The sequence below is a fragment of the Empedobacter tilapiae genome (genome assembly GCF_004785645.1).
GTDB lineage: Bacteria > Bacteroidota > Bacteroidia > Flavobacteriales > Weeksellaceae > Empedobacter > Empedobacter tilapiae.
This window is the reverse complement of sequence record NZ_SRPE01000010.1, coordinates 13,949-35,853: the sequence shown is the minus strand read 5'-3', so window position 1 is coordinate 35,853 and position 21,905 is coordinate 13,949. Positions and strand designations below refer to the sequence as shown.

Sequence of the window (21,905 nt, the reverse complement as noted above, 5' to 3'; positions counted from 1 at the left end):
AAAAAATGACTTCCAAGCGAAAATCATCTAAAAAAAGTTCACGACTGAAAAAAATATTTGGTAAACTACATCTCTGGTTTGGATTAATTATTGGATTAATAATTTTTATTGTTTCAGTAACTGGTGCATTATACGTTTTCAAAGATGAATTTGAAAATATTGCTCGTAAGGATGTTATCTATCATCAAGAAAAAGATGTAGAGAATAAGAAAGTTATTCCAATTCGTCAACTTGAAAAATTAGTTGACGAACAAACCCAAGAAAAATATCCTATTCATTGGGTAAATATACCAATGGATAAAAACATGTCTTATATGTTCTATTGGTATGAACACGATGTAAATGCTTGGAATTATTTTGATGAATTTCCTATTTATAAACAAGCTTATGTAAATCCTTATACAGGGAAAGTTTTAAGAGTTTATGATGAAAAAAATGGTTTTTTTAATATCGTAAAAATGATACATTGGAGTTTCTTATTAAAACAGAGCTGGGGAAGCTATGTGGTAGGAATTCCTGTTATTATCTTTATTTTTATGTTAATTAGCGGTATTGTATTATGGTGGCCAAAAAATAAAGCTGCTAAAAAACAACGCTTCTGGTTCAGATGGAAAAACATAAAAAATTGGAAACGTAAAAATTATGATCTTCATAATATCTTAGGATTTTATTCTTCAATTTTCGCTTTAATATTTTCTATTACTGGATTATTTTATGCTTTTTTCTTTATTCAAGCTGCTATTTATGTGATATTTTCGGGAGGCAATACAACTTATCCAGATTTTTCTCATATCAAAACAACTGCGCCAATTGAATTAAGACAAGAATCTACACTCGATAAGATTATTGAAACAGTAAAAACCAACTATCCTAGCTCGTATGGTTTCTCTATTGATTTAGGACATGAACATGTGGACGATCACGAACATCCAAATTTTGAAGTTTATGTTGCACATAAAAAACAAGTTTATTACAGCAGCAGTAGTTTAATTTTTGATGAAAATTCAGGAAAATTATTACATACACATGATCCGAAAGATAAAAACTTTGGAGAAAAAGTAGTTGGAGCAAATTATGATATACATGTTGGATCTATTTTAGGATTGCCTACAAAAATATTGGCTTTTGTTGTAAGCTTAATTTGTGCTTCTCTACCAGTAACAGGTTTTATGATATGGTGGGGAAGAAGAAAGAAAAAAAAACAGGTAAGTTTTTTATAAAGCAAAGATCCTAGCTCTAAGAGTTAGGATCTTTTTTTGAGAAGATATTTATAAATTTATATCTAATAGATTAGTTCAGTACGTATAACCTTGATTTAATTTACAGATGTAAAAAAAATATTTTTCAGATTAATAAGAATTCGATTTATTGTGACATCTTTTAAATCCATGTTTTTTGAGGTTGAAAGAAAACTGTTTTTAATAAATTAAAATGTTCAAAGATTAAGTATAGGTTCAAAACTAGAATTATCAAATCGAAATAGAGGAAATCTACTGCGTGGCTAATGTAGACGTGACTAAAAAACATGCCTATAGAAACTGGAAATAACCATATTGCTCCAAAGAAACTAGTTCTTTTGGGTAATAAAAGTAAACCTCCTACTAATTGAGCCATACCAATTACCCAAATAAAACCTGTTCTTTCCCAGATGAGATAGAAATCTAAAAAATCACCCTTTAAACCAAAATCGATATATTCTTGAGGGTCAATTGTTATAGTTAATTTTTCATAACCATGAGGGATATAAACATAGGCTAAAAAAGCTCGAAATAAATAGCTTATGGCGATTCCTATTTTTTTGGAAATATTTTCCATGTTTTATTTGTTATCAATAATATTAAAGCCCATTAATCGACCACTACCTTTTAGACGGAATGTTTCTTTTATTTTTCCTGTCTGAGGATTATATTGGTAAGCACCTGCGAAATTTTCAGTCGTATTGTTCGAGATAAAGTAAATATTTCCTTTGTGATAAAATGGATTTTGATATGAATAGAAGTTATCAGGAAGCATTTCTAACCTTGTTGCTTTTTTACTGTTTACATCAATTTCTGTCCAATACCAAATATCCTGTCTGTAACTAACGCCATGTTGTCCTCCTCCGTAGTAAGATGTAGGTCTACTAGAAATTGTAGTATAAATTTTATTATTGTATGCAAAAATTCTATTAAAATCACTTGGGTATTGATAATCTGATATTTTCAATTCGAAGTTGGGATCAAATTTTGTTTCGCCATTTTTGATACGTAATATCGTTGATTCTGGTGTTTGTGCTTTCATATCACCAACTGCAACGACATACAAATCTTTGGTAATTTCATCTATACTCCATAAAATATGATCGGCAAATAAACCAAGGTTGGTTGCTCCTGTATATGCTGTAACATTTTCTATTTTATTTGTACCTAAATCATATACTGCAATTTCAGCTTTTTGAATAGTAGGGGTAACCTGCCATGCTGTTCCTCGTGTTCCGTGTTGTACATCAACATATAATTTATTATCTCTTTTAGCTAAAATTAATTGACCTGTGGCTTCATAAGGGCTACCATTTGATAATGATGAAAGATCTATTTCTCCAGTTCGTTGCATTGTTTCAGGATTGAATTTCTGAATTTTTAATCCACCAACAGAAAGATCCCAATAATAACCTTCAGAGGAACTTACAACTAAATAATTTGTTTCATAAGTATTGTTTGGGGTACTGATAAAACCATTGGCTGAAAATTTTCCTGATTCTAGTTTATATTTAGAAATTCCGATGTCACTAGAAACAGCGCCATCTTTTTTGTATAATACATTATTGATTACACGACCTCCAGCGGAATATCCCAACTGATAGAAAGGAATAGTAGATAGATTAATCTCTCGTGCTTTATTATCGCCCAGTGCATAAATTCCTCCTGACCATTTTTCAGTACCGTTGAAAATAACCCATGTTTCGTCTTTTGGAAGAGCATCCGTATTTTCGGTTGGATTTGGATCTGTTGTGGAATCATCATCACTTTTACATGAATATAGAAAAGAGGTTGATAATACTACTGTTGCAATAAGTTTTAATGAAAATTTTTTCATGATTTTGAATGATTTAAAAAAAATTATAAATGATTTTAAAATGAATAGAACGTCCAGGTTTTTGTACATTGAAATTGTCATAAAGTTTTACATTTCCAAGGTTCATTATCTCTAAAGATGTTCTGATTTTTTTGTTAGAAAATTGATAATAAAGACCGATGTCATGCGAAAATTGTCCTAATCTTCCATCGTTAGGAATAATTAGTTCTGAACTAACTTCTGTCGCTTCTCCGAAAAGAGAAGGCTCTTGGCTTTTAGGAATATCAGTTAAGTAAAAACGATGCACATAATTAAGGTTCCATCGCAAGCTCAACCGGTCTTTAGTTTTTAAGATATTGTTGAGATGGCCATTTAAAAAGACATTTCCAAATAAAAAAGGAATATTCGCAACACGTGAACCTTCGTATATTTTAAATTCTGGCTTTTCGTTTATACGACGAATATCTTGATATGTTCCATTGAAACCGAAATCAATTTGATTGTTTATGTTATAAGTTGCTTCAATTTCAATTCCTTTGATTTCAACCTGATGAAAATTGATGTAACGGTTATAAGGAATATCAGGTTGTAAAAAAATAGCATCTTTCACTTTACGGTAGAAAAGATTTGTCGCAATAGTTCCATTGTTTTTTTTGTTGCCATAGACATATTGAGCGTTTAAATTGACATTATGACTTTTCTCCGGATTGAGATCAAGATTTTCTTTGATTAAGACTCCGTCTCCAAATACTTCAAATTCATCCGGTAAACGCGTAGCGTATTCGTAAGATAGCTTAGAGAGAAATTGATCATTGTTCCACTTAAAACCTCCCAAATAACCCAGTAAATTATTCGATTTGGAAGACTGCCAGGCAAAATTGAATTTATCAGTGGTAAAACCTTCTGTTTTACTATTGTAATGTTTAACAGCGAGAATACTTTCAACTTTTTTATCCAACCACAGCGAACGCAAAGCAAGTGCTAAGATGTTTTTTTGATAAGTTGCCGGAATAGTCAAAACATCAATATTGTAAACTGGAGAAACAGCTCCTAAAGGATCACTTCCTTTCCTTCTTTGATAATAGAAAAGTTCACCTAATTCAATAAAATGGTTGTTTTTTATTTCATAAGAAGCACTAATTCTACTTGAAAAAAGATCATAATGTAAGCGTTGATTACTGCCTCCTTTATTGATTTCTCCTATAACTTGATCCCTCAAGATAATTTTTCCATCCCAATCGTAACGAACAGTTGCTGTATCAATGAGTCTGGTATTGAAATGACTGTAATTAAACGTTGAATTTATTTTTAATCTTTTGTCAAGCAATTCTTTTTTAAAGGCTATTAATGCAGCATAATTTTGTTCTTTGTTAAAAGGTTTTCCATAAACCTTTCCCATTTCACTATCATTTTGTATCTCTTTATAGAAATCTGAAAAGATGAAAGAAAATCTTAAATCATCAGCCCATTTTTTGCCTCGAATTCCTGTAAAAACTTCTCCATAATAAGACTTTGTAGCATCATGGAATCGGTTTACTTCTTTGTAATATTTCTGTCCTGTTTCAAAATTAATAAATGGAGTGTTGATCTTGTAATTGTTATCGGAATAATTATAAGCTGAGTTTAATCCAACATAATACGAGGGATTTTTACCTTTAATAAAAACGTTTGCTGTAGCTCGATGAGTGTTAAAAGATCCTATTTCATAAGAAACTTCCATCAGATTAGAAGTAGGGTTTCGTGTTACCAAGTTGATTCCTCCTCCTAAAGCATCAGAAGCTAAATAAACAGGCATTGTTCCTTTGTATATTTCGACGCGTTCTAGCATATTGGTTGGTATTGTTCCAATATTAAAACCATGACCAAATAGCTCCACAGGTATTCCATCTTTGAATATTCGAATGGCTTTTCCTTGTAAACCTCCAAGATTTATTTGAGTTTCAGAGCCTAGATTTCCGTTGGTACGAATTTTTATTCCTGCTGCTTGGTTAAGAAGATTACCAACATCACCTGATCTATCATATAAGGTTTTCATATCGATAATCTGAACAGAGAAAGGAGAACTTTCTAATTTTTGCTTAATTGACTGCGAATGTATAATAACTTCTTCAAGCTTTTCAGTAGTAGTATCGCTTTGAACAATAATCTGATAATGTATTGTCTTGCAATCAATATTTAATGTTTGAGTATCGATAAGCTCATCGTTTTCATAGATTTCGATGAAATATGTTCCTTTATCTAGATCAAGAATATCTGTTTTTCCGTTTGAATTTAAAGTTAACTTCTTATTGTCAATAACTAGTGAAGCGTTTGGTATTGAAATACCATTATTTTTATTCACCGTGAAAGAAATATTGCAAGCAAACGCTGTTGAGTTAATGAAAAATAAAAGTAAGAAGTATTTAATCATATTTTTATTTGGAATAAATTTAAATAATATATATTTATGCAAAAATATCCTGTAGATGTTATTCCATTGTTACTAATATGGTTTTAATTTTTACTAAAAAAGGTTTGTATGAGTTATAGAGTGGACGTTTTAGATTTCATAGAAATGATTAATAATCAAGATCATTTTTCGATTTCAGATATTGGAGTAAAAGATAATTATTTTAGGAATTATCATTTAAGTACGTCTATAAATCAGGAAGTAGTAAAAGATGATTTGGTTGTAGTAAAAGCTAATTATTGCATGAAAGACGATGTGATACTCGATTGTTTTACTAAAGAATCATTTTTAGAGCTACATTTCAACCTTTCAGGATCAGGAATTAATTATAAAAATCCTATTACTACGTCTCAAGTAGTAGCTCCTATGACAGGTAACATGATATATGTAGAACCAAGTGATGAAAAATCTGAAATAATTTTTTGTAAAGAAATAAATTATAACACGTTTGATATTCATTTTCCAATAAAAATGCTTAACGAGTATGAAGGTGAAAATAAAATGTTAGATAAATTTCTTAATCAAATTGTGCAACATAAAAGTGTTGGACTTACAGATAATGCAATAAGCCTAAATTCAAAAATTTTATTAGCTATTCAAGATATTCAATATTGTTGTTATGAAGGATTTATTCGCAAAATGTATATAGAATCAAAAGTTAGAGAGATTATTGCATATAGTTTTGAATGTTTGAATGATAATTATTCAATTAAACTTTCTACACGAGATATCGATTGTATAAAATACGCAGCTCAATTGATACATGCAGACATTAATCATCCACTAACAATAAAAGAAATTTCTAAAAAAATAGGAATTAATGAAACAAAATTAAAAGTTGGATTTAAGAGTGTTTTTGGAACAACTGTTTTTGGTTATTTACAAGATTTAAGAATGAATGAAGCTAAACATTATCTGCTCGATACAGAATTAACTATTGAAGAGGTGAGTCAGAAATGTGGTTATATTAACCTTTCTAATTTTAGCAATGCATTTAAAAAATACTATAGTTATTCACCAAGCATAATAAGAAATGAAAATAATCTCTTGAAAAAGATGAATACAAGAACTTCTTTAAAGAAGTTTAATATAGATTAATTATTCTATTTACAGAACTAAACTAAAAGGTGAATAATATTTTTTTTGGAGTTTAAAATGATTTTAAAGTAAATATAAATAATATTAAAAACCTCAAAATTATTTACAATAATAACTTCGAGGTTTTTAATATTAAATAAAGTCTTTTAAGTTCTTTTTTCGTTCTGTCTTTCAGATGTTGATTTATCTTCTGCAACTCCAGCTTTCCAGTATGAATAGGCATATAATTCAGATGATGACCATTCTAATTCCTTCTTAAAATACTGACGTAAATCTTTTACGGTAGCAAATTCGGCAGCTACGTATGCAAATTTAGAGTTGACAATTGGAAGTTCAATTTGCTTTGTCAATATAGCTAATTCACTTCCGTTCTCGGGATGTTCGTTATATATCCAAGAAATGTCTATTCCTTCAGGTTTTACAAGCGATTGTTCATCTTTTTTTGTAGGGATTTCAAGAAGTACTTTTCCTTTTGCATTTTTCGGTAAGGCTTCTAAAATACAACTGATAACGGGTAATGCAGTTGCATCGCCAATAAAAAAATACCAATCAGCTTGTGGATGAAGTGGAGCGTCTTTCAACTTCATCGCAACGCCTAATTCATCGCCAATCTCCGCATGTAAAGCCCAATATGAAGCGGGGCCATTTTCTCCATGATTTACAAAATCAACAATTAAATGATTGTTTTTCAAATCAATTCCACGGTGGGTATACGTTCGCAAACTTGGCCTTACTTCTTCTGGAGGTAAAATAAGTTCTCTAGTTTCAGGATTTGTTTCCGAAAAATGTACTTTCTTTTGTCCCATTGGCGGAATAAAAATTTTATTATTAACTCCGACAATACAGTTTTTATACGGTTGTACATCGCCTTTTAGCGTAATACGAATCATATGCGGCGTAATCCATTCTTTTTTTTCGAGCACAAACTTGTCTCGATGTATTTTAGGTGTCTCCATTTTTTATATCTTTAAAACGGCTTGTTTGATATCATTTATCATCTGTTCTGTTGATGTCAATCCACCTCCAGATAAATACCAAATCTGTGGATCTAGGTAAATAATGTTGTTATTTTTATATGCATTTGTTCTTTTTATTAATGCGTTTTCGATTTCATTTTTATTCGTTTTGATGCCATTAACTACCGCTGAACGATCTAGAATAAACAAGTAATCTGGGTTGGTAGTTTCTATAAATTCATTGGAAATAGGCTGACCGTGAGTTGCGACTTCTAATGTTTGATCAATTGGTTTCACACCCATCACATCATGAATAAATCCAAATCTTGAATTTTTTCCATATGCACTAAATTTACCTTTATTGTAAAGAATTACTAATCCTTTTTTGTCTGATTTACTAATTTCATCTCTTGAAGAATTTATTAGAGATTTTAGATCATGGATCCGTTTTTGAATTTTTTCTTCTTGACCAAATATTTTTCCAAGCATCAAATTATTTTTCTCGAAACTATTCACATAATCCTTGTTGTCCACTTGCGTAAAAATGGTTGGTGCAATTTCAGAAAGTTGCTTGTAAAATTTTTCTGAACGAGCAGAAATAACAATTAAATCGGGCTGAGCTGCATAGATTTTCTCAAAATTAGGTTCCATCATCGAACCTACATCTATAATCGATTTGTCATCTTTCAGAAACTTTAAATGTTCTGGAATAAATTCCAAAGGTACACCAACAGGTTTTATTCCTATTTCATTCAATGTTTCCATTGCTCCAATGTCAAAAGCAACCACTTTTTTAGGTTGTATGTTTACCGAAACAGTGTCTAAAGCATGCACGATTTCTATTGTATTTGTTGCATTTTCTACGTTTTTTTCTTTTTTATCACCACAAGATGTAATGATGACTCCGATAGCCAAAGCTAGGGCAATGTGTATTTTTTTCATATAAATTTATTTAAAATAGTTGCAAATTTTAGTTCCGTTATATTCTATAATTTCAAATTTCATATCGAATAGATTTTCTAAATTTTTTGTAGTAATTACTTCTAATGCTTTACCTTGGTTGAATATTTTACCATTTTTCATTCCAACAATATAATCGGAATAGTTGGCTGCAAAATTGATTTCGTGAATTACAATTACGATAGTTTTCTTTTTCTCCAAAACCAATCGTTTCAACATTTGCATAATCTGAACTGATAATTTCATATCCAAATTATTCAAAGGTTCATCTAAGAAAATGTAATCGGTGTCTTGCGCAATAATCATTGCCAAAAAAGCTCGCTGTTTTTGTCCTCCACTTAGTTCATCTAAAAATTTTGTTTTAATATCTTCCAATGAACAAAAAACTAATGCGTCGTTAATTTTTTCCTGATCCAAAGCGGTTAATTTCCCTTTTGAATATGGAAATCGACCAAAAGCAACCAAATCCTCTATCGTTAAGCGAAGTTCCATGTGATTGGATTGCTTCAGAATTGCCAATTGTTTTGCCAACGCATTGCTCTTAAAATCGGTTAATAATTTGTCTTCCAAAATAACAGTTCCTTTGTCTTGATGTAGCAATCGACTTGCAATCGACAACAGCGTACTTTTTCCTGCTCCGTTTGGTCCAATCAACGAGATTAATTGATTTTTAGGTAGCGTAAGATTGATGTCTTGCAAGACTTTTTGATTGCCATATTGTTTTTCTATTTCTTTTATTTCGATCATTTCTTTTGTGTTGATTTTAGAATTAAATAGATAAAATAAATGCCACCTATAAAATTAATGATGATACTTGTGGTGGTAGAAAAATTGAAAACATGTTCTACTAAAAATTGTCCTAAAAACAAGATGATACAGCCAATAGCAGAACAATACCAAACCGTTTTTTGATGCTTATTTGTAGGAAATAATTCATAACAAATGTTCGTGACCATGATTCCTAAAAACGCAATCGGTCCAACTAAAGCAGTAGAAACAGAAACTAATACACAAATAATCATCATGTAGAATCGAATTAATTTTTCGTAATCCAATCCCAAATTAATGGCATGTTCTTTTCCAAGAGCGATGACATCCAAATATTTCAAAAAAGGATGAAGTAATAGGAGAGCAACACTTGTTAAAATAGTTCCGATTACTAATAAATCGGTGTTCATTTTATTGAATGAAACAAAAAGATTGGTTTCTAACATTGAAAATTCATTCGGATCAAGAATGATTTGGAAAAACTGACTTACTTTTTCGAAAAGTGTTCCTAATACAATTCCGATTAATAAAAGCAAATAGATATTTTGTTTTCCTTTTCGGAAGAGAATAAAGTACAAAATGATAGAAAATAACAGCATTCCGCCAATTGCAATAAAGAAATTATTGGTTTCTGTAATTGTTCGAAAAGTAACATCTCCATAGATGTAAATAATTATGGTCTGAATTAATATAAATACTGATTCGTATCCCATAATAGCAGGTGTTAGGATACGATTATTTGTAATGGTTTGAAAGATTAATGAAGAATAAGCAACTGCCACAGCAACTAATATCATAGTCGTCAATCGGATTAATCGTTTTGGAAGAATATATTCGTAATGAGATCCAATACTATATCCTAAGAATAATAATCCTGACCCAATAAAAAGTAAGAGTAAAATGTAAAGTTTTAAATTCTTTGTTTTCATTAATTCTTGCGTTTTAAAAGAATGACAAAAAAGAAAATTCCACCAATGACACCTACTGTTAAACCAATGGGAAGTTCGTACGGGAAAATAATCCATCTTCCTACAATATCTGCTGCTAACAAAAATATCGCACCAAACAAGGCTGAAAGTGGTAACATTCGTTTGAGATTGTCTCCATATAATAGGCTTATAATATTGGGGACAACTAAACCGACAAAAGGTATTGCACCAACGTTTACGACAATGATACTAACTGTTAATGAAACACAGATTAAACCAATCATTAATACTTGTTGGTAATTTAAACCTAAATTTTTTGCGTAAGATTCACCCATGCCCAAGACCACAAACTCATTTGCATAACAATACAAAATTGTAATTGCTGGAATAATGAAATATAATGATTCGTAATTGCCTTGTAGAATGTTAGAAAAATCACCAATTAACCATCCTGCCATATTTTGCACTATATTATTTTTGAAGGCAAAATATGTAGCAAAAGCATTGATAATATATCCAAACATAATTCCTAAAAGTGGGACAAAAATGATGTTTTTGTTTTTTAAACGTTGTATTAAAATAATAAAAAGAATACTAAATAAGGCAGTAATGATAAATGAAATAGTCGTTTTTGTAATTAATCCATAAGTTGGAAATAGCAAAAGACTTATTAAAATTCCGAATTTTGAAGCTTCTATTGTTCCAATTGTAGAAGGAGAAACAAATTTATTTTGAGCTAATTGTTGCATCACAAATCCAGCAATACTTAGTCCCATACCTGTAAGAATCAAAGCTAATGTACGTGGTAATCTACTGATGATAAGGATAGATTGCTCATCATTCATATTATTGAATATACTTTGTAGTGTCACTTCTTTTACACCAACTAATAGTGATGTAATAAAAAGGAATACTATTAGTAAACATGATATTATATACTTCAATTTTGCTTTATTTAGACTAAATATAAGTAAATGTATGAAAAATAATTATCCTAATTATTGTTGACCTAGTTTTATTATTTATAATTGAATTGTTATTCTTTGTTGTAAGTATAATATTTCAATTTATGAGAATTGATGAAAAAAAAAGTATAATAAGTTGATTTGTAGTGTTTTAAATGTATTTGGTGTTTTGTGCTAAATATGAAAAGTAATAGCGTCTAAATATTATAAATAGAATAACTTTGATTTTAAACCAAAGATTTGTAATTCTTATAAAATTTTACAAAGTGATGAAATATTTGTTTTTATTAAGATGTTACTATTTACGTAAAAGTAACAACCCCATTTAAAAAGCTTAAAAGAGGTTGTTACACTATGTATTTTTTGGAGTTATGTACGGTTACTCAATGTCAGCGATTCGATTTTTTATTTTCAAACTCTGTTCTCTCAACTCTATACCAATTGTGTTCAATTCCTTCAAAGTCAAAAGTTTCAATGAATTTTAGTCCTACTTTATCTAATATTTTGTTTGAACCAATATTTCTGCTATCAGCTCTTGCGAAAACTTCGTCTGTGTTAAGTTTATTAAAAGCATATTCTAATGAAACAAACGCAGTTTCTGTCGCAAAGCCTTGACCCCAATATTTTTTTATCAGTCTGTAACCGAGGTCATAGAAATTTTTATGGTTGTTTATTTGTTCTGTAACAAATTCTAAGCCAGTCCAGCCAATGAAATTATTATTTTTTTTATCAATAATTGCCCAGCGTCCAATACCAAAGTCTGTATATTGTTGCCTTACAAACTTAATAAGTTCTTTCGCTTGTTCTTTATTTGTTATAGTTTGATTTCCTAAAAATCTATGGACTTCTATGTCGGAATGAAGTTCGAACATTCCATCAATATCTGTTGGAAGTATTTCCCTCAAGATTAATCTTTCTGTTTCTGCAAATATTTTCATTTGTCTATAGACTTTCTTTTTTTATAAAATTCTATTTAAGACACACAGGAATTTTTCAAATTATAAATTATGTAATTATTTTACAGTTTTATCATCTACTATCTTACTGATCATGTCTTTGCATAGATATATTTGATTATTATCAATGTATAGAAGTTACTACTTTTTTTCATAACTCAATAAAAAAATAGTCGAAATAATTAGAAAACTTCCAATCCAATCAATTACACCAAATGAAACATTTAACCAAAGTATCGCAATTATTGTTGCAGAAAGAGGTTCGGCAGAAGCGAGTAGGCTACTTTTTTGACCGCCAATAATTTGTACTGCCGTTAGGTATAGATAAAATGGTATTAGTGTTCCAAATAGGATAATAAAAGCAGTGTAAATGTAGGTTTTATCATCCCAAATACCATCAACAGACCAAGGTGCTTTAACGAGCGAAAATGTTAGCCCACCTATTAACATTCCCCAACCGATAATGGTTGCAGAATTATATTTTTGAAGTAATGGAATCGGTTGCAATGTGTAAATAGCTAATGCTACAGCAGATCCTAAACCGAGTAATAGAGCTGTTGTAGAGATAGTAAGTGTATTTAATTTACCATGTGTTACCAATAAAAATGTTCCTAAAACGGCAAATGTAATTGCTATAAAATCAATGAAACGAGGAATTTGTTTATTTTTAAACGATAAATAAATGGCTATAAGAACAGGGCCAGCGTATTGTAAAACAGTTGCAGTTGCTGCATTGGAATGTTTGATTGCTGCAAAATATGTATATTGAACCATAAGCATTCCTGTTATTGAAAAAAGTAATAGTCGAGTAGAATCCTTTTTATTACGCCAAATTTCAAAGATTTTAGCTTCTTTTTTACTTGCTGCATACATTAACAAAAGACTACCAGAAAAAAGCATTCTTACCGTAATCATCCACTCTACATTGATTTCTCGTTGTTGAAACAAAAACTGTCCAAATGTTCCCGAAATTCCCCATAATGCTGCTGCAATAATTGCAAACAAGAATCCTTTTAGTGTCTCATTTTTCATTAATAAAATGTTTGGTATTTTAATTGAATTGCAAAAATAATTTAAATACTAAGGTGAAAATCTTTAATTTTATAGGGTATTTTGCAATTTTGTTTCATTATAAGTGTTTTTTTTATGGATTTAGATCAGTTTGATATCCAAATTTTCGAGATTTTACAGCAAGATAATATGACTTCGCAACGTGATATTGGCGATAAAATTGGGCTTTCAGCTGCAGCTGTGCAGCGTCGAATCAAAAAAATGCGTGAAGAAAAAGTGATTACTGCAGATATTTCTGTGATTAATCCTGAAGAAGTTGCTTCACAAATTTTACTCTTCGTAGAAATTGAATTGGATACTGATAAAATTGAATTTATTGATGAAATAAAATCAACTTTTAGTAAAATTCCTCAGATTCAGCAATGTTATTATGTGACGGGTGAAGTAGATTTTGTTTTAGTTATGGTAGTTAACAATATGCGTGAATACGAATCTTTGACACGAAAGTTATTTTTTAGTAATTCTAATATTCGGCGCTTTAAGACGTTTGTCAACATGCATACTGTGAAAACGGGTTTACAAATTCCGCTACCCAAAAAGGATTTTAAGTAAATATGATTGGAGATTGAAGAAAAAGAGTATTTTGATAAAAATAAAATAGGTACTAATACACAGTTTTATAAAATTAAAAATAATCGTTTATGTATAAGGTCTATCATCCTTCATATATGCGCAAGAATAAGCATTTAAAGTGTTTTTAATGTTTATTTCTAATTTTTCGTTTGATTAAATAATAACGAAATAATAAATTATCATACCATAAAGCAATGTATAACAGGAGTACAGGGAATAGGAGAGTACCTAAACCCAAATAAGAATATAAAAATCCACCGATTATTCCTCCTGAAAAAAAACAACATATAATTGCTAATTTTAAACGTATACTTTTATTAAGTTGTACTCTTTCTGAATTCTTTTTATAAAAGAAAATACGAGATAGCTCAATTCCGAGATCTGTAAACAATCCAGTTAAATGAGTGGTTCTTACGACTGATTGAGAAACACGTGTAACCAAAGCATTTTGTAGTCCCATTGAAAAAAGTAAAATAGATGATAAGAAAATAGAAAAATAGAAATATTGATTTGAGTAGATGAAACCTAAAAGAACAACAGTTAGTAACAAAAAGATTTCGATACTTAAAGGAAGAATATAGGAACCATGAGATTTATGTTTTGATATAGCTTCCATAATAAGGCTTGATGTAAAAGCTCCCAATAAGAAAAATAGAATATAGAATAAATAAGCAATTGCCATACTGTAATTTTTCAGGATCAACTCTTCTGAGAAAAAAGCAAAATGTCCAGTAACATTAGTTGTTAATGTATTTAATTTTAAAACACTTGTAATATTTACAATTCCTGCAACACAAGATAATAATGAAGCTAATTTGAGATTATGGGAATAAGTACGTCCTTTCCCTTCATGTCGAAACATAATCAGATTCTTTTACCTCAAATTTACAAAATGTCTTGCTTTATATGTTTTTATTGAATTATTTTTTTGGAAATACTTCATCAAAAGGCAGAAATTCAACAAAATCACCCAAAGTATGCACTTTAGGTGAAGTGTTTTATAGTTGAAATTTCTTACTTATTGTACTATTTGATGTATTTATTTTAATTTTTTGCAAACATTTAATATTACATATTTTAATTATCTAGTTGTGTAACCTCCGTTTGCAAAAATGGTTTGTCCTGTAATCCACGAACCATCTGTTACTAAAAACTCTACCAATGGAGCAATATCTTTAATGTCCGTTAATCCGCCTAAAGCAGAAGCTGATTTATGGTAAGCTACTGCATTTTCATCTTCTTGTCCGTAGAAAAAAGGTGTATCCATAGGTCCGGGAGCTACTCCTGTTACTGAAATCCCTCTGCCACCAAACTCTTTCGAAGCCATTCTAGTAAAATGTTCTACAGGCGCTTTTGCTCCTGCATATGTGGAATATAAACCTGTATAAGCTGCTAAAAGTGAAGTTAGAATTGTACAGATTTTCCCATTGTCGTTTAGGTTTTTTCCGGCTTCTTGAATGAAGAAATAAGCAACTTTTGAATTGATATCGAACATCGTATCATAATCATCTTCGGTAGTATCAAGGAAAGGTTTTTTTAAGACCATTCCAACTGTATTAATAGCAATGTCTATACCTCCAAATTTAGATTTTGTTTCGTCAAAAAGCTTCTTTATATTATTAACTTTTGTTAAATCTGCCTGAAATAGAAATGCTTCACCTCCTGCACTTATAATTTCTGTTAATGTTTTTTCGGCATCTGATTTTGTTGTATCACTGTTGTAGTGAATTACTACTTTTGCTCCTTTTTTAGCAAAATTTCGACTCAATAAACCACCTAAATTTTTTGCACCACCTGCAATAAGAACTACTTTACCGTGTAAATTGTTTTTTGTCATTTTATTTAATTTAGTTAATAACAAAAATGGTGAGTCGTAAAATATAAATCGTGGTGAACTTTTCGGAAAGTTTTACTTTTTGTTTTCTTTCCTGAATTGCCCTGGTGTCTGTCCAACAAATTTCTTGAAAAATTTAGAAAAATTTGATGGATCGTAAGTTAATATTCTTGCAATTTCAGAAACGGATTTATTTGTATCTGAAAGCATTTTTTTTGCTGCTTCAATAATTTTAATATCATAAAAATAGCAAGGGTGATTACCTGTTTCATTCTGAACAGTAGCAGTCAAATGTTTATGCGATAAAAATAGCTTACTTGCAATTTGATTAATTTCCATAAAGTGATCAATATCACCCGAAATTACATCTGTAATATGCTTATCCAAAAAGAGGAAGTAGCTTTCGGTAATTTCTGCGCTTCTCTTTAGTCTATCTTGTTTAGTTTTTTCCATTTTACTTCAGATAAAAATTATTTTGAAAATTGAGATTTTTCGTAGACTTATTTATGGTGAATTTTTCTGATTTTTCAGTTTTTTTGATTCGAATATTTTCAGTTTAGGATAAGCTAAAGGATAATATATTTTATGTGGTTTAGCATTTTTTATGTGTACATCTTAATGATATTTGTTTTTATCTTTTTGTGTATGTGTGAATAATCTTACATGATAATCATTTTTAAATATTTTTGTAACATGTTTTCCTAAAAAATCTATTAGCACCTTTAATAAAAGCTATGTCTTTAATTTTAAGTAATGTACTAAATATTTAGATTAATTTTTGATATTAATGAAAAGAAATTCGAATGAGTTTATTTGATAAATTGTGATTTAATGTACCGGAATAATATTTTTCGTACATCTTTATTGTCTTGTTTTATCTTAATAAATGATTTTAATTCTTCAAGGCTCTCAATTTCTTTTGGACAATAACCAAAACCTTTATAGATTCCTTTCTCAATAAAAACAATTCCTTTTTCATTTTGATTTCGACCTGTTAATTCGAATAAAAAGTCTTTTTTAGGTAAATGAACTGTTTTCAAATATTGATGAACTCTTACGTTGTAAAGTTTAGTATCCTCTCTGTTCATACAGGCACCATTACATTCCTTTAAACTATACTGGAAACAGCTTAATTTACTTTTATATAATCCGTTAATTTTTTGACAAAGCTTATATTTTTCAGTAATATAAAAAAGATGTTCTTTTGCTTCATTTAATGAAGTAAAGGATATTATTTCATTCCCTGAATTATCAATTTTCTTTGCTATTAAGGATTCGTAACCATCGATATTAACTTCTTTATAAATTGCATAAAAAAATTTTATTTTCCTTTGTGCACGATTAAAAATAGGTAAATGTTGCTTTATTAGTTCAGATTCCCTTAGTAAAGCGATTAATTCGTTTCCTGTATTCTCGAAACTAATTGAATGTGTAAAATGTTGTAGTTTAATTTCCTTTTTTTCAAGAGATTTAAAGTGTTGAATCAATCTTTTTTTTACGTCAATGCTTTTCCCTATGTATATAATACGATTATGATCATTGTATAAGAAATATACTCCGCAAATTTTTTTAGGAACTTCATCAACCAAATATTTTAATCTATCGTTCAGAGACATCGTACGAAATTACTGAATCAACTTTTAATGAATTATATATTAAAAGTTAATTTTTTAATACAATAACATTTATAAGTTTTACTTAACTGATTATAATTTATGTAATATACTTCTGGATTCGTCCAATTTTAGATGTGTTGTCTTGAAAATCATGACTTTCAGATTGTTGTTGTTTTTAACTGATCAATTATGAAAAAAAGTTATTATAATGATGAATTCAGTGTCTTATTACTATTTACTTGCTATTTCTTATATTTTCAACATTTCTGTTCATAGTATGTCTAACAATATTTTGGAAAAAGAACTTCTCAAAAATATTTAATTTTTGTTGATGTTTTGCATAGAATTCGTCTGGTGTGTCGAATAAACCAAAATCTTGATTGATTCCTTTGTTTTGAATAAACGTATTATTTAAATGCCAATCTACTGGCGGGTTTTTAAAATTATCTGTATATGCACCATAACCACAAAAAGTAGTTTTACAATTGCTGTTTTTTTCTTGAAGTTTTATTAAGTACTGTTTGTCCAAAATAACTCCTTCTAAAAAATACCATTTTTCCTCAACTAATATTTCAACCCAACTATGCAGAATGTTACGAGGAGAGAGTTTGTACCAAATTCCTGTAATCGCTCCTTTTTGTAAAGCCTTATTAATCGTAAAACCGTGAATGCGATTTGGTATTCCTACAGCTCTAAGCAAAGTCATTAATAATGTAGCTTTAGTGTTACATTGTCCATATCCGTTTTTTAAAATTGCTGAAGCTGAAATATCATCAGCTAGATTGTATCCGAATTTTATTTCATCTTTTACAAAATTATAAATGGCTTTTATTCTTGCTATTTTATCGAGTTGATTCCACTTTCTATGTTTGATTAATTTCTGAATTGAATAGTGTGAATAGTCAAGAATTTTAGTTTCTTTGAGGTAATTATTCATATCATTTTTTATAGAGCAAAGATTAAAAACAATAATAGGATAAACTTGTATAAAGTGGCTATTTTAGTGATGATAAAAATTTAGGAGAAAGGCCAAATGTTTGTTTGAATGTTCTATTGTAATGAGAACTATCTGTGAATCCAAATTGATGTGCAGTTTCGGTAATTGAATGTGTTTTTAAATATGGTAATGATTTTATGAGTTTGTTCCAAAGTTGGTAGCGTCTAAAATTGAGACTAGTTTTCTCTTTGAAAAGATGCAAAAATCGTGTTTTTGAAAGAAAACAAGTACCAGCAATTTCTTCTAGAGATACAACTCGGTCAAAATTTTGTTCCAAATATTGAATGGATTTGTAAATTCTTTCATCTTTAAAGTGATTTTTAAGTTCACATTGACATTTAAAATTTATAAAATAATTGTTAATACTATTAATCAAATTGGTGAAATCGGAATTACATTGCAAATAATCAGTGAAAATTTCTCCAAGTTGTTCAAAGTCTTCATTCAAACTCGTGATCTGCACATTTTTAAATTTATTGTGTAATTGATGACCTATACTGCTAATTGGATTTATTAGAATAATCAAAGAAGTTTCATTATTTTTAAATTGGTGTTTAATATTGCTATTAATAAAACAAGTTGAGTAAGAACTTTTGTTGCTATTTTCGTCTATAATTTCAAATTTATTTTGTGAAGCAATACTTATTTGTAGGGCGTAATGCTTATGTAAAATGTTATCGCTAAACTGTCCAACAAATATTCCTACTGTTTCTTCGATATGTATTTTATTTTGAGTAGTATTGTTCATTGTAATGGAGATGATTTTGTTTTTTTAAGATCTATTATAAGTTTTACTAAAACGAAAGTATATAGCACGATTTTGTATAGTAATTAATCTGTTTATTCAGGTTTTGTGTAAGTAACAATATCTATTCCTATTCCGTTTGGATCCATGATTGCAAAATGTCTATCTCCCCAATCTTCATTACGAATTTCTATTTCAATTGGTACACCTTTGTTTTTTAATTGTTCATATACTAAATTAACATTTTCAACTTCAATTGTTAAATACATTCCTTTACCGTTAAAAGCTGTTTGAAAAATAGGTTGTTGACTAGGATGGTTTGGAAGTAAAAAACTAATTTCTGAAGAATGGTTAGGAGTGTGTAATAAAATATAAAATTCATTTTCGAAGCTAATCCCAAAATCTAAAATTTCAGTGTAAAATTTTTTAGTTTCTTTTAATTTTTCGGTAATAATTCCTGCGTTAAGTTTCATATTGTTTGTCTTTTGTGCATTTGAAATTCCAAAGAGAAATATAAATACGATTAATAATAATGTTTTGATTGTTTACAATTTTGTTATGCAAATCTAGAATCAAAAATTTCATTTAAATTGTAAAAATCGGACAAAATTAAGAGAATGCTTCAGAAGGCGTTACTCCATAAAATGCTTTAAAGTTATTGATAAAATGTGCTTGATCATAAAATCCAACATCAAAGTAGAGTTTACTATTTTTTAAACTTTCTTTAGAAGGTTTTGAATTTAAAATATGTTGAAATCTGACAACATTGCTAAAAGACTTTACAGATGTTCCAATATAATAATCAAAAATTCTTCTAAGTTGTCTAGAACTCAGTCCAATGTTCAAATCATTTTCAGTATCTAAAAATCCGTTGTTTTGAAAAATTAGTTCTAATGATTTTAAAAAACGAGTATCAATTTCTTTTTTTTGTTGATTGAATTCAATTATTAGTTTTTCGTTCAACAATTTTGTAATTTCTTCAAATGTTTTTTTTGTTTTAAATTCAGTACTTATCCAATTAGAAAATTCAGGTAAAATAAATTTAAGTTCTTGTGAATTATTACTTAATAATTTGGCATTAATGCCAAATATTAAAGGAAATGCAGATGGTAGAAATCTAATACCGATATAATTGAAATCTTTACCAATTTGGAATTCAGTATATTTTTTGCAAAATCCCATAATATAATTTTCAGTAGGATTATTGTTATCAAAAAATATGTCAATGCAACCATCTGATACTACTCGATATAGATAATTTTTTTTTAATTTTTTTTTAGTTTTTAGATTCCAAAAACAATAGATCATGTTTTCTATTTTTTTTGTTGGTTGAATTTCTTGATAAATTATTTCTCCGTCAATTTTAGAAATTGTAGGTTGAATAGGTTGGTAATATTTTCGTATAATATCCAATTTAAAATGATACTTTTTCAGATAAGCTAATTTAGTTAAAATTTTTATTAACATTTTTAAAATCATTACTATGATAGTATATTTTCTAGATTAAATCACTTTCAGTAAAAAAAGTAAATAGTTTATAAAAGATCAGATAGGAGAGAAGATCAATTAGGCATTAACTTCTCATTTTGCTAAACTGTTTGTATGTTTTTTTATTAATTAAACTTCTTTTTTGACCTGAGTCAAAGTTTTAGTGCTCAACCAATCGCAATTTTGCCCTCGAAATAATTTTAAAACAAAATTTATGAGTGTAACATTACAAACACAAAAAACACTTCGTTTCTATCAAGCTATAATTCCCATTATTATATCTGTTTTTGGCGTATATCTTACCATAGGCATTGCGTTTGGTGTACTTCCTAGCTTTGTACAGAATAATCTTGGATATGGGAGTCTTATTGTCGGATTAGCAATTGGTTTACAATCTTTATCTACATTGTTAACACGTGCTTATTCAGGTAAAATTACAGATACAAAAGGTGCTAAAAAAAGTAATCTTATAGGTGTAATTTTAGCTATAATCGCTGGATTTGCTTATATGTTGGCTTTTTTATTTCAAGAAAATACAGGTCTATCTTTAGGTGTATTATTGTTTGCTCGATTGATTCATGGTGTTGGTGAGAGCTTTTTGGTAACAGGTGCCTTAACTTGGGGAATTGGTTTGGTTGGTAACAAGAACTCTGGTAAAGTTATGACGTGGAATGGTATTGCAATGTATGCTGGTATAGCTATTGGTGCTCCTTTGAGCATAGGGCTTAGTTCTAACTTTGGAGTTTTTCCTGCTTTTGTACTGATTATATTGATGCCTTTTATAAGTTGGATTGCGACTGCGAAATTACCATCCTTAGCAATAGATAAAGATCATATCAGAACACCATTTTATAAAGTGATTGGAGCTATTTCTGGTCAAGGGTTTAGCTTGGCTTTCTCATCATTGGCTTTTGGATGCATTGCCTCTTTTATTGCTCTATTTTTCACTGAGAGAAATTGGGGTGACGCCTCATTAGCATTTATGGTTTTTGGTGTTTGTTATGTAGTAACAAGAGTGTTTTTTGCTTCATTCCCTGACAAATATGGTGGCTATAAAATAGCATTAATATCTCTTCTAATTGAAATTGCAGGTCAACTTCTTATATGGTCTTCTACAAGTAAAACAATGGCAATTCTTGGATGTGGTTTAACAGGAATTGGATTTTCTCTAGTGTTTCCTGCACTAGGTGTATTGGCTATAAAAAAAGTAAAACCTCAAATGAGAGGAACTGCATTAGGTGCTTATGTCGCTTTTGTTGATCTGTCTTTAGCAATAGCAGGTCCATTAGCTGGTGTAATTGCGGCTTGGTTCACTTATCAATCGGTATACTTGTTCGGCAGTATTAGCTGTATGTTAGCTATATTAATCTTAATGTTTAATAATAAAAAATAAAATTAAGAACAATGAAAAAGAGTTTAATAAGTTTTGGTACAACCACCAAAGAA

The 21,905-nt window shown here is 29.3% G+C and carries 22 protein-coding genes; 4 read left to right on the top strand and 18 right to left on the bottom strand.

From position 1 onward, the window contains the following. The first annotated feature begins 5 nt into the window (after positions 1 to 5). A complete protein-coding gene (locus tag E4J94_RS13550; protein ID WP_135836337.1) occupies positions 6 to 1,220 on the top strand; it encodes a PepSY-associated TM helix domain-containing protein in 1,215 nt (404 codons plus the stop codon). A gap of 160 nt (positions 1,221 to 1,380) precedes the next feature. Here E4J94_RS13550 and E4J94_RS13545 read toward each other — a convergent pair whose 3' ends face one another. The 3 genes from E4J94_RS13545 to E4J94_RS13535 are packed head-to-tail and all read right to left on the bottom strand — an operon-like array spanning position 1,381 to position 5,464. Next, positions 1,381 to 1,815 carry a DoxX family membrane protein gene (locus tag E4J94_RS13545; RefSeq protein WP_135836336.1) on the bottom strand — a complete coding sequence of 145 codons (435 nt, stop codon included), beginning with the start codon at positions 1,813 to 1,815 and terminating at the stop codon, positions 1,381 to 1,383. 3 nt (positions 1,816 to 1,818) lie between these two features. After that, positions 1,819 to 3,075 (bottom strand): hypothetical protein, encoded by a 1,257-nt coding sequence (locus E4J94_RS13540; RefSeq protein WP_246034338.1) that lies wholly within the window; start codon positions 3,073 to 3,075, stop codon positions 1,819 to 1,821. Positions 3,076 to 3,088: 13 nt separating this feature from the next. Next, entirely contained in the window at positions 3,089 to 5,464 is a 2,376-nt protein-coding gene (locus tag E4J94_RS13535; RefSeq protein WP_246034337.1) for a TonB-dependent receptor plug domain-containing protein, read from the bottom strand. Between the two features lie 108 nt (positions 5,465 to 5,572). On the opposite strand from E4J94_RS13535, the gene E4J94_RS13530 reads away from it, so the two are divergent. After that, positions 5,573 to 6,601 carry a helix-turn-helix transcriptional regulator gene (locus E4J94_RS13530; protein ID WP_135836335.1) on the top strand — a complete coding sequence of 343 codons (1,029 nt, stop codon included), beginning with the start codon at positions 5,573 to 5,575 and terminating at the stop codon, positions 6,599 to 6,601. 146 nt (positions 6,602 to 6,747) lie between these two features. Here E4J94_RS13530 and E4J94_RS13525 read toward each other — a convergent pair whose 3' ends face one another. The 7 genes from E4J94_RS13525 to E4J94_RS13495 all read right to left on the bottom strand — a co-directional run bounded on the left by E4J94_RS13525 (position 6,748) and on the right by E4J94_RS13495 (position 13,167). Next, positions 6,748 to 7,557: a siderophore-interacting protein gene (locus tag E4J94_RS13525; RefSeq protein WP_135836334.1), complete on the bottom strand. Its 810-nt coding sequence runs from the start codon at positions 7,555 to 7,557 to the stop codon at positions 6,748 to 6,750. A 3-nt stretch (positions 7,558 to 7,560) separates the two neighbouring features. Then, positions 7,561 to 8,499, bottom strand: a complete 939-nt coding sequence (locus E4J94_RS13520) for a siderophore ABC transporter substrate-binding protein (RefSeq protein ID WP_135836333.1) — start codon at positions 8,497 to 8,499, stop codon at positions 7,561 to 7,563. A gap of 6 nt (positions 8,500 to 8,505) precedes the next feature. Then, the gene (locus E4J94_RS13515; protein ID WP_135836332.1) at positions 8,506 to 9,264 is read right to left on the bottom strand and encodes an iron ABC transporter ATP-binding protein; all 759 of its coding nucleotides are present in this window, start codon (positions 9,262 to 9,264) and stop codon (positions 8,506 to 8,508) included. Then, the gene (locus E4J94_RS13510; protein ID WP_135836331.1) at positions 9,261 to 10,214 is read right to left on the bottom strand and encodes an iron chelate uptake ABC transporter family permease subunit; all 954 of its coding nucleotides are present in this window, start codon (positions 10,212 to 10,214) and stop codon (positions 9,261 to 9,263) included. Before E4J94_RS13510 ends, E4J94_RS13515 begins: the two co-directional genes overlap by 4 nt. Then, positions 10,214 to 11,158: an ABC transporter permease gene (locus E4J94_RS13505; protein WP_135836330.1), complete on the bottom strand. Its 945-nt coding sequence runs from the start codon at positions 11,156 to 11,158 to the stop codon at positions 10,214 to 10,216. Before E4J94_RS13505 ends, E4J94_RS13510 begins: the two co-directional genes overlap by 1 nt. A 410-nt stretch (positions 11,159 to 11,568) precedes the next feature. Next, complete coding sequence (locus E4J94_RS13500) at positions 11,569 to 12,117, bottom strand: GNAT family N-acetyltransferase (protein ID WP_135836329.1); 549 nt, start codon at positions 12,115 to 12,117, stop codon at positions 11,569 to 11,571. A gap of 159 nt (positions 12,118 to 12,276) precedes the next feature. Further along, positions 12,277 to 13,167 carry an EamA family transporter gene (locus E4J94_RS13495; RefSeq protein WP_135836328.1) on the bottom strand — a complete coding sequence of 297 codons (891 nt, stop codon included), beginning with the start codon at positions 13,165 to 13,167 and terminating at the stop codon, positions 12,277 to 12,279. 114 nt (positions 13,168 to 13,281) lie between these two features. Here E4J94_RS13495 and E4J94_RS13490 point away from each other — a divergent pair, with 114 nt between their 5' ends. Further along, complete coding sequence (locus tag E4J94_RS13490) at positions 13,282 to 13,758, top strand: Lrp/AsnC family transcriptional regulator (RefSeq protein WP_135836327.1); 477 nt, start codon at positions 13,282 to 13,284, stop codon at positions 13,756 to 13,758. A 145-nt stretch (positions 13,759 to 13,903) separates the two neighbouring features. Here the strand turns inward: E4J94_RS13490 and E4J94_RS13485 are convergent, their stop codons facing one another. The 8 genes from E4J94_RS13485 to E4J94_RS13450 form a co-directional block, all read right to left on the bottom strand. Beyond that, the gene (locus E4J94_RS13485; RefSeq protein ID WP_135836326.1) at positions 13,904 to 14,641 is read right to left on the bottom strand and encodes a YoaK family protein; all 738 of its coding nucleotides are present in this window, start codon (positions 14,639 to 14,641) and stop codon (positions 13,904 to 13,906) included. 219 nt (positions 14,642 to 14,860) lie between these two features. Further along, on the bottom strand, positions 14,861 to 15,616 hold the full coding sequence (locus E4J94_RS13480; RefSeq protein WP_135836325.1) for an SDR family oxidoreductase: 756 nt from the start codon (positions 15,614 to 15,616) through the stop codon (positions 14,861 to 14,863). 72 nt (positions 15,617 to 15,688) lie between these two features. After that, the gene (locus E4J94_RS13475; RefSeq protein WP_135836324.1) at positions 15,689 to 16,066 is read right to left on the bottom strand and encodes a helix-turn-helix domain-containing protein; all 378 of its coding nucleotides are present in this window, start codon (positions 16,064 to 16,066) and stop codon (positions 15,689 to 15,691) included. A 356-nt stretch (positions 16,067 to 16,422) separates the two neighbouring features. Continuing rightward, positions 16,423 to 17,229: a GIY-YIG nuclease family protein gene (locus E4J94_RS13470; protein WP_135836323.1), complete on the bottom strand. Its 807-nt coding sequence runs from the start codon at positions 17,227 to 17,229 to the stop codon at positions 16,423 to 16,425. A 235-nt stretch (positions 17,230 to 17,464) separates the two neighbouring features. Beyond that, positions 17,465 to 18,166 (bottom strand): transglutaminase-like domain-containing protein, encoded by a 702-nt coding sequence (locus E4J94_RS13465; protein ID WP_135836322.1) that lies wholly within the window; start codon positions 18,164 to 18,166, stop codon positions 17,465 to 17,467. A 58-nt stretch (positions 18,167 to 18,224) separates the two neighbouring features. After that, the gene (locus tag E4J94_RS13460; RefSeq protein WP_135836321.1) at positions 18,225 to 18,974 is read right to left on the bottom strand and encodes a helix-turn-helix domain-containing protein; all 750 of its coding nucleotides are present in this window, start codon (positions 18,972 to 18,974) and stop codon (positions 18,225 to 18,227) included. Positions 18,975 to 19,066: 92 nt separating this feature from the next. Further along, positions 19,067 to 19,444 (bottom strand): VOC family protein, encoded by a 378-nt coding sequence (locus tag E4J94_RS13455; protein ID WP_135836320.1) that lies wholly within the window; start codon positions 19,442 to 19,444, stop codon positions 19,067 to 19,069. Between the two features lie 136 nt (positions 19,445 to 19,580). After that, a complete protein-coding gene (locus E4J94_RS13450; protein ID WP_221411295.1) occupies positions 19,581 to 20,438 on the bottom strand; it encodes a helix-turn-helix domain-containing protein in 858 nt (285 codons plus the stop codon). A gap of 235 nt (positions 20,439 to 20,673) precedes the next feature. Between E4J94_RS13450 and E4J94_RS13445 the strand changes: the two genes are divergently transcribed. Further along, the gene (locus E4J94_RS13445) at positions 20,674 to 21,852 is read left to right on the top strand and encodes an MFS transporter (RefSeq protein ID WP_135836319.1); all 1,179 of its coding nucleotides are present in this window, start codon (positions 20,674 to 20,676) and stop codon (positions 21,850 to 21,852) included. The last annotated feature ends 53 nt before the right edge of the window (positions 21,853 to 21,905 follow it).

Coding starts and splice junctions, on each gene's coding strand:
- E4J94_RS13550 (WP_135836337.1), top strand. CDS start 6: ATGACTTCCAAGCGAAAATCATCTAAAAAAAGTTCACGACTGAAAAAA.
- E4J94_RS13545 (WP_135836336.1), bottom strand. CDS start 1,815: ATGGAAAATATTTCCAAAAAAATAGGAATCGCCATAAGCTATTTATTT.
- E4J94_RS13540 (WP_246034338.1), bottom strand. CDS start 3,075: ATGAAAAAATTTTCATTAAAACTTATTGCAACAGTAGTATTATCAACC.
- E4J94_RS13535 (WP_246034337.1), bottom strand. CDS start 5,464: ATGATTAAATACTTCTTACTTTTATTTTTCATTAACTCAACAGCGTTT.
- E4J94_RS13530 (WP_135836335.1), top strand. CDS start 5,573: ATGAGTTATAGAGTGGACGTTTTAGATTTCATAGAAATGATTAATAAT.
- E4J94_RS13525 (WP_135836334.1), bottom strand. CDS start 7,557: ATGGAGACACCTAAAATACATCGAGACAAGTTTGTGCTCGAAAAAAAA.
- E4J94_RS13520 (WP_135836333.1), bottom strand. CDS start 8,499: ATGAAAAAAATACACATTGCCCTAGCTTTGGCTATCGGAGTCATCATT.
- E4J94_RS13515 (WP_135836332.1), bottom strand. CDS start 9,264: ATGATCGAAATAAAAGAAATAGAAAAACAATATGGCAATCAAAAAGTC.
- E4J94_RS13510 (WP_135836331.1), bottom strand. CDS start 10,214: ATGAAAACAAAGAATTTAAAACTTTACATTTTACTCTTACTTTTTATT.
- E4J94_RS13500 (WP_135836329.1), bottom strand. CDS start 12,117: ATGAAAATATTTGCAGAAACAGAAAGATTAATCTTGAGGGAAATACTT.
- E4J94_RS13495 (WP_135836328.1), bottom strand. CDS start 13,167: ATGAAAAATGAGACACTAAAAGGATTCTTGTTTGCAATTATTGCAGCA.
- E4J94_RS13490 (WP_135836327.1), top strand. CDS start 13,282: ATGGATTTAGATCAGTTTGATATCCAAATTTTCGAGATTTTACAGCAA.
- E4J94_RS13485 (WP_135836326.1), bottom strand. CDS start 14,641: ATGTTTCGACATGAAGGGAAAGGACGTACTTATTCCCATAATCTCAAA.
- E4J94_RS13480 (WP_135836325.1), bottom strand. CDS start 15,616: ATGACAAAAAACAATTTACACGGTAAAGTAGTTCTTATTGCAGGTGGT.
- E4J94_RS13475 (WP_135836324.1), bottom strand. CDS start 16,066: ATGGAAAAAACTAAACAAGATAGACTAAAGAGAAGCGCAGAAATTACC.
- E4J94_RS13470 (WP_135836323.1), bottom strand. CDS start 17,229: ATGTCTCTGAACGATAGATTAAAATATTTGGTTGATGAAGTTCCTAAA.
- E4J94_RS13465 (WP_135836322.1), bottom strand. CDS start 18,166: ATGAATAATTACCTCAAAGAAACTAAAATTCTTGACTATTCACACTAT.
- E4J94_RS13460 (WP_135836321.1), bottom strand. CDS start 18,974: ATGAACAATACTACTCAAAATAAAATACATATCGAAGAAACAGTAGGA.
- E4J94_RS13455 (WP_135836320.1), bottom strand. CDS start 19,444: ATGAAACTTAACGCAGGAATTATTACCGAAAAATTAAAAGAAACTAAA.
- E4J94_RS13450 (WP_221411295.1), bottom strand. CDS start 20,438: ATGTTAATAAAAATTTTAACTAAATTAGCTTATCTGAAAAAGTATCAT.
- E4J94_RS13445 (WP_135836319.1), top strand. CDS start 20,674: ATGAGTGTAACATTACAAACACAAAAAACACTTCGTTTCTATCAAGCT.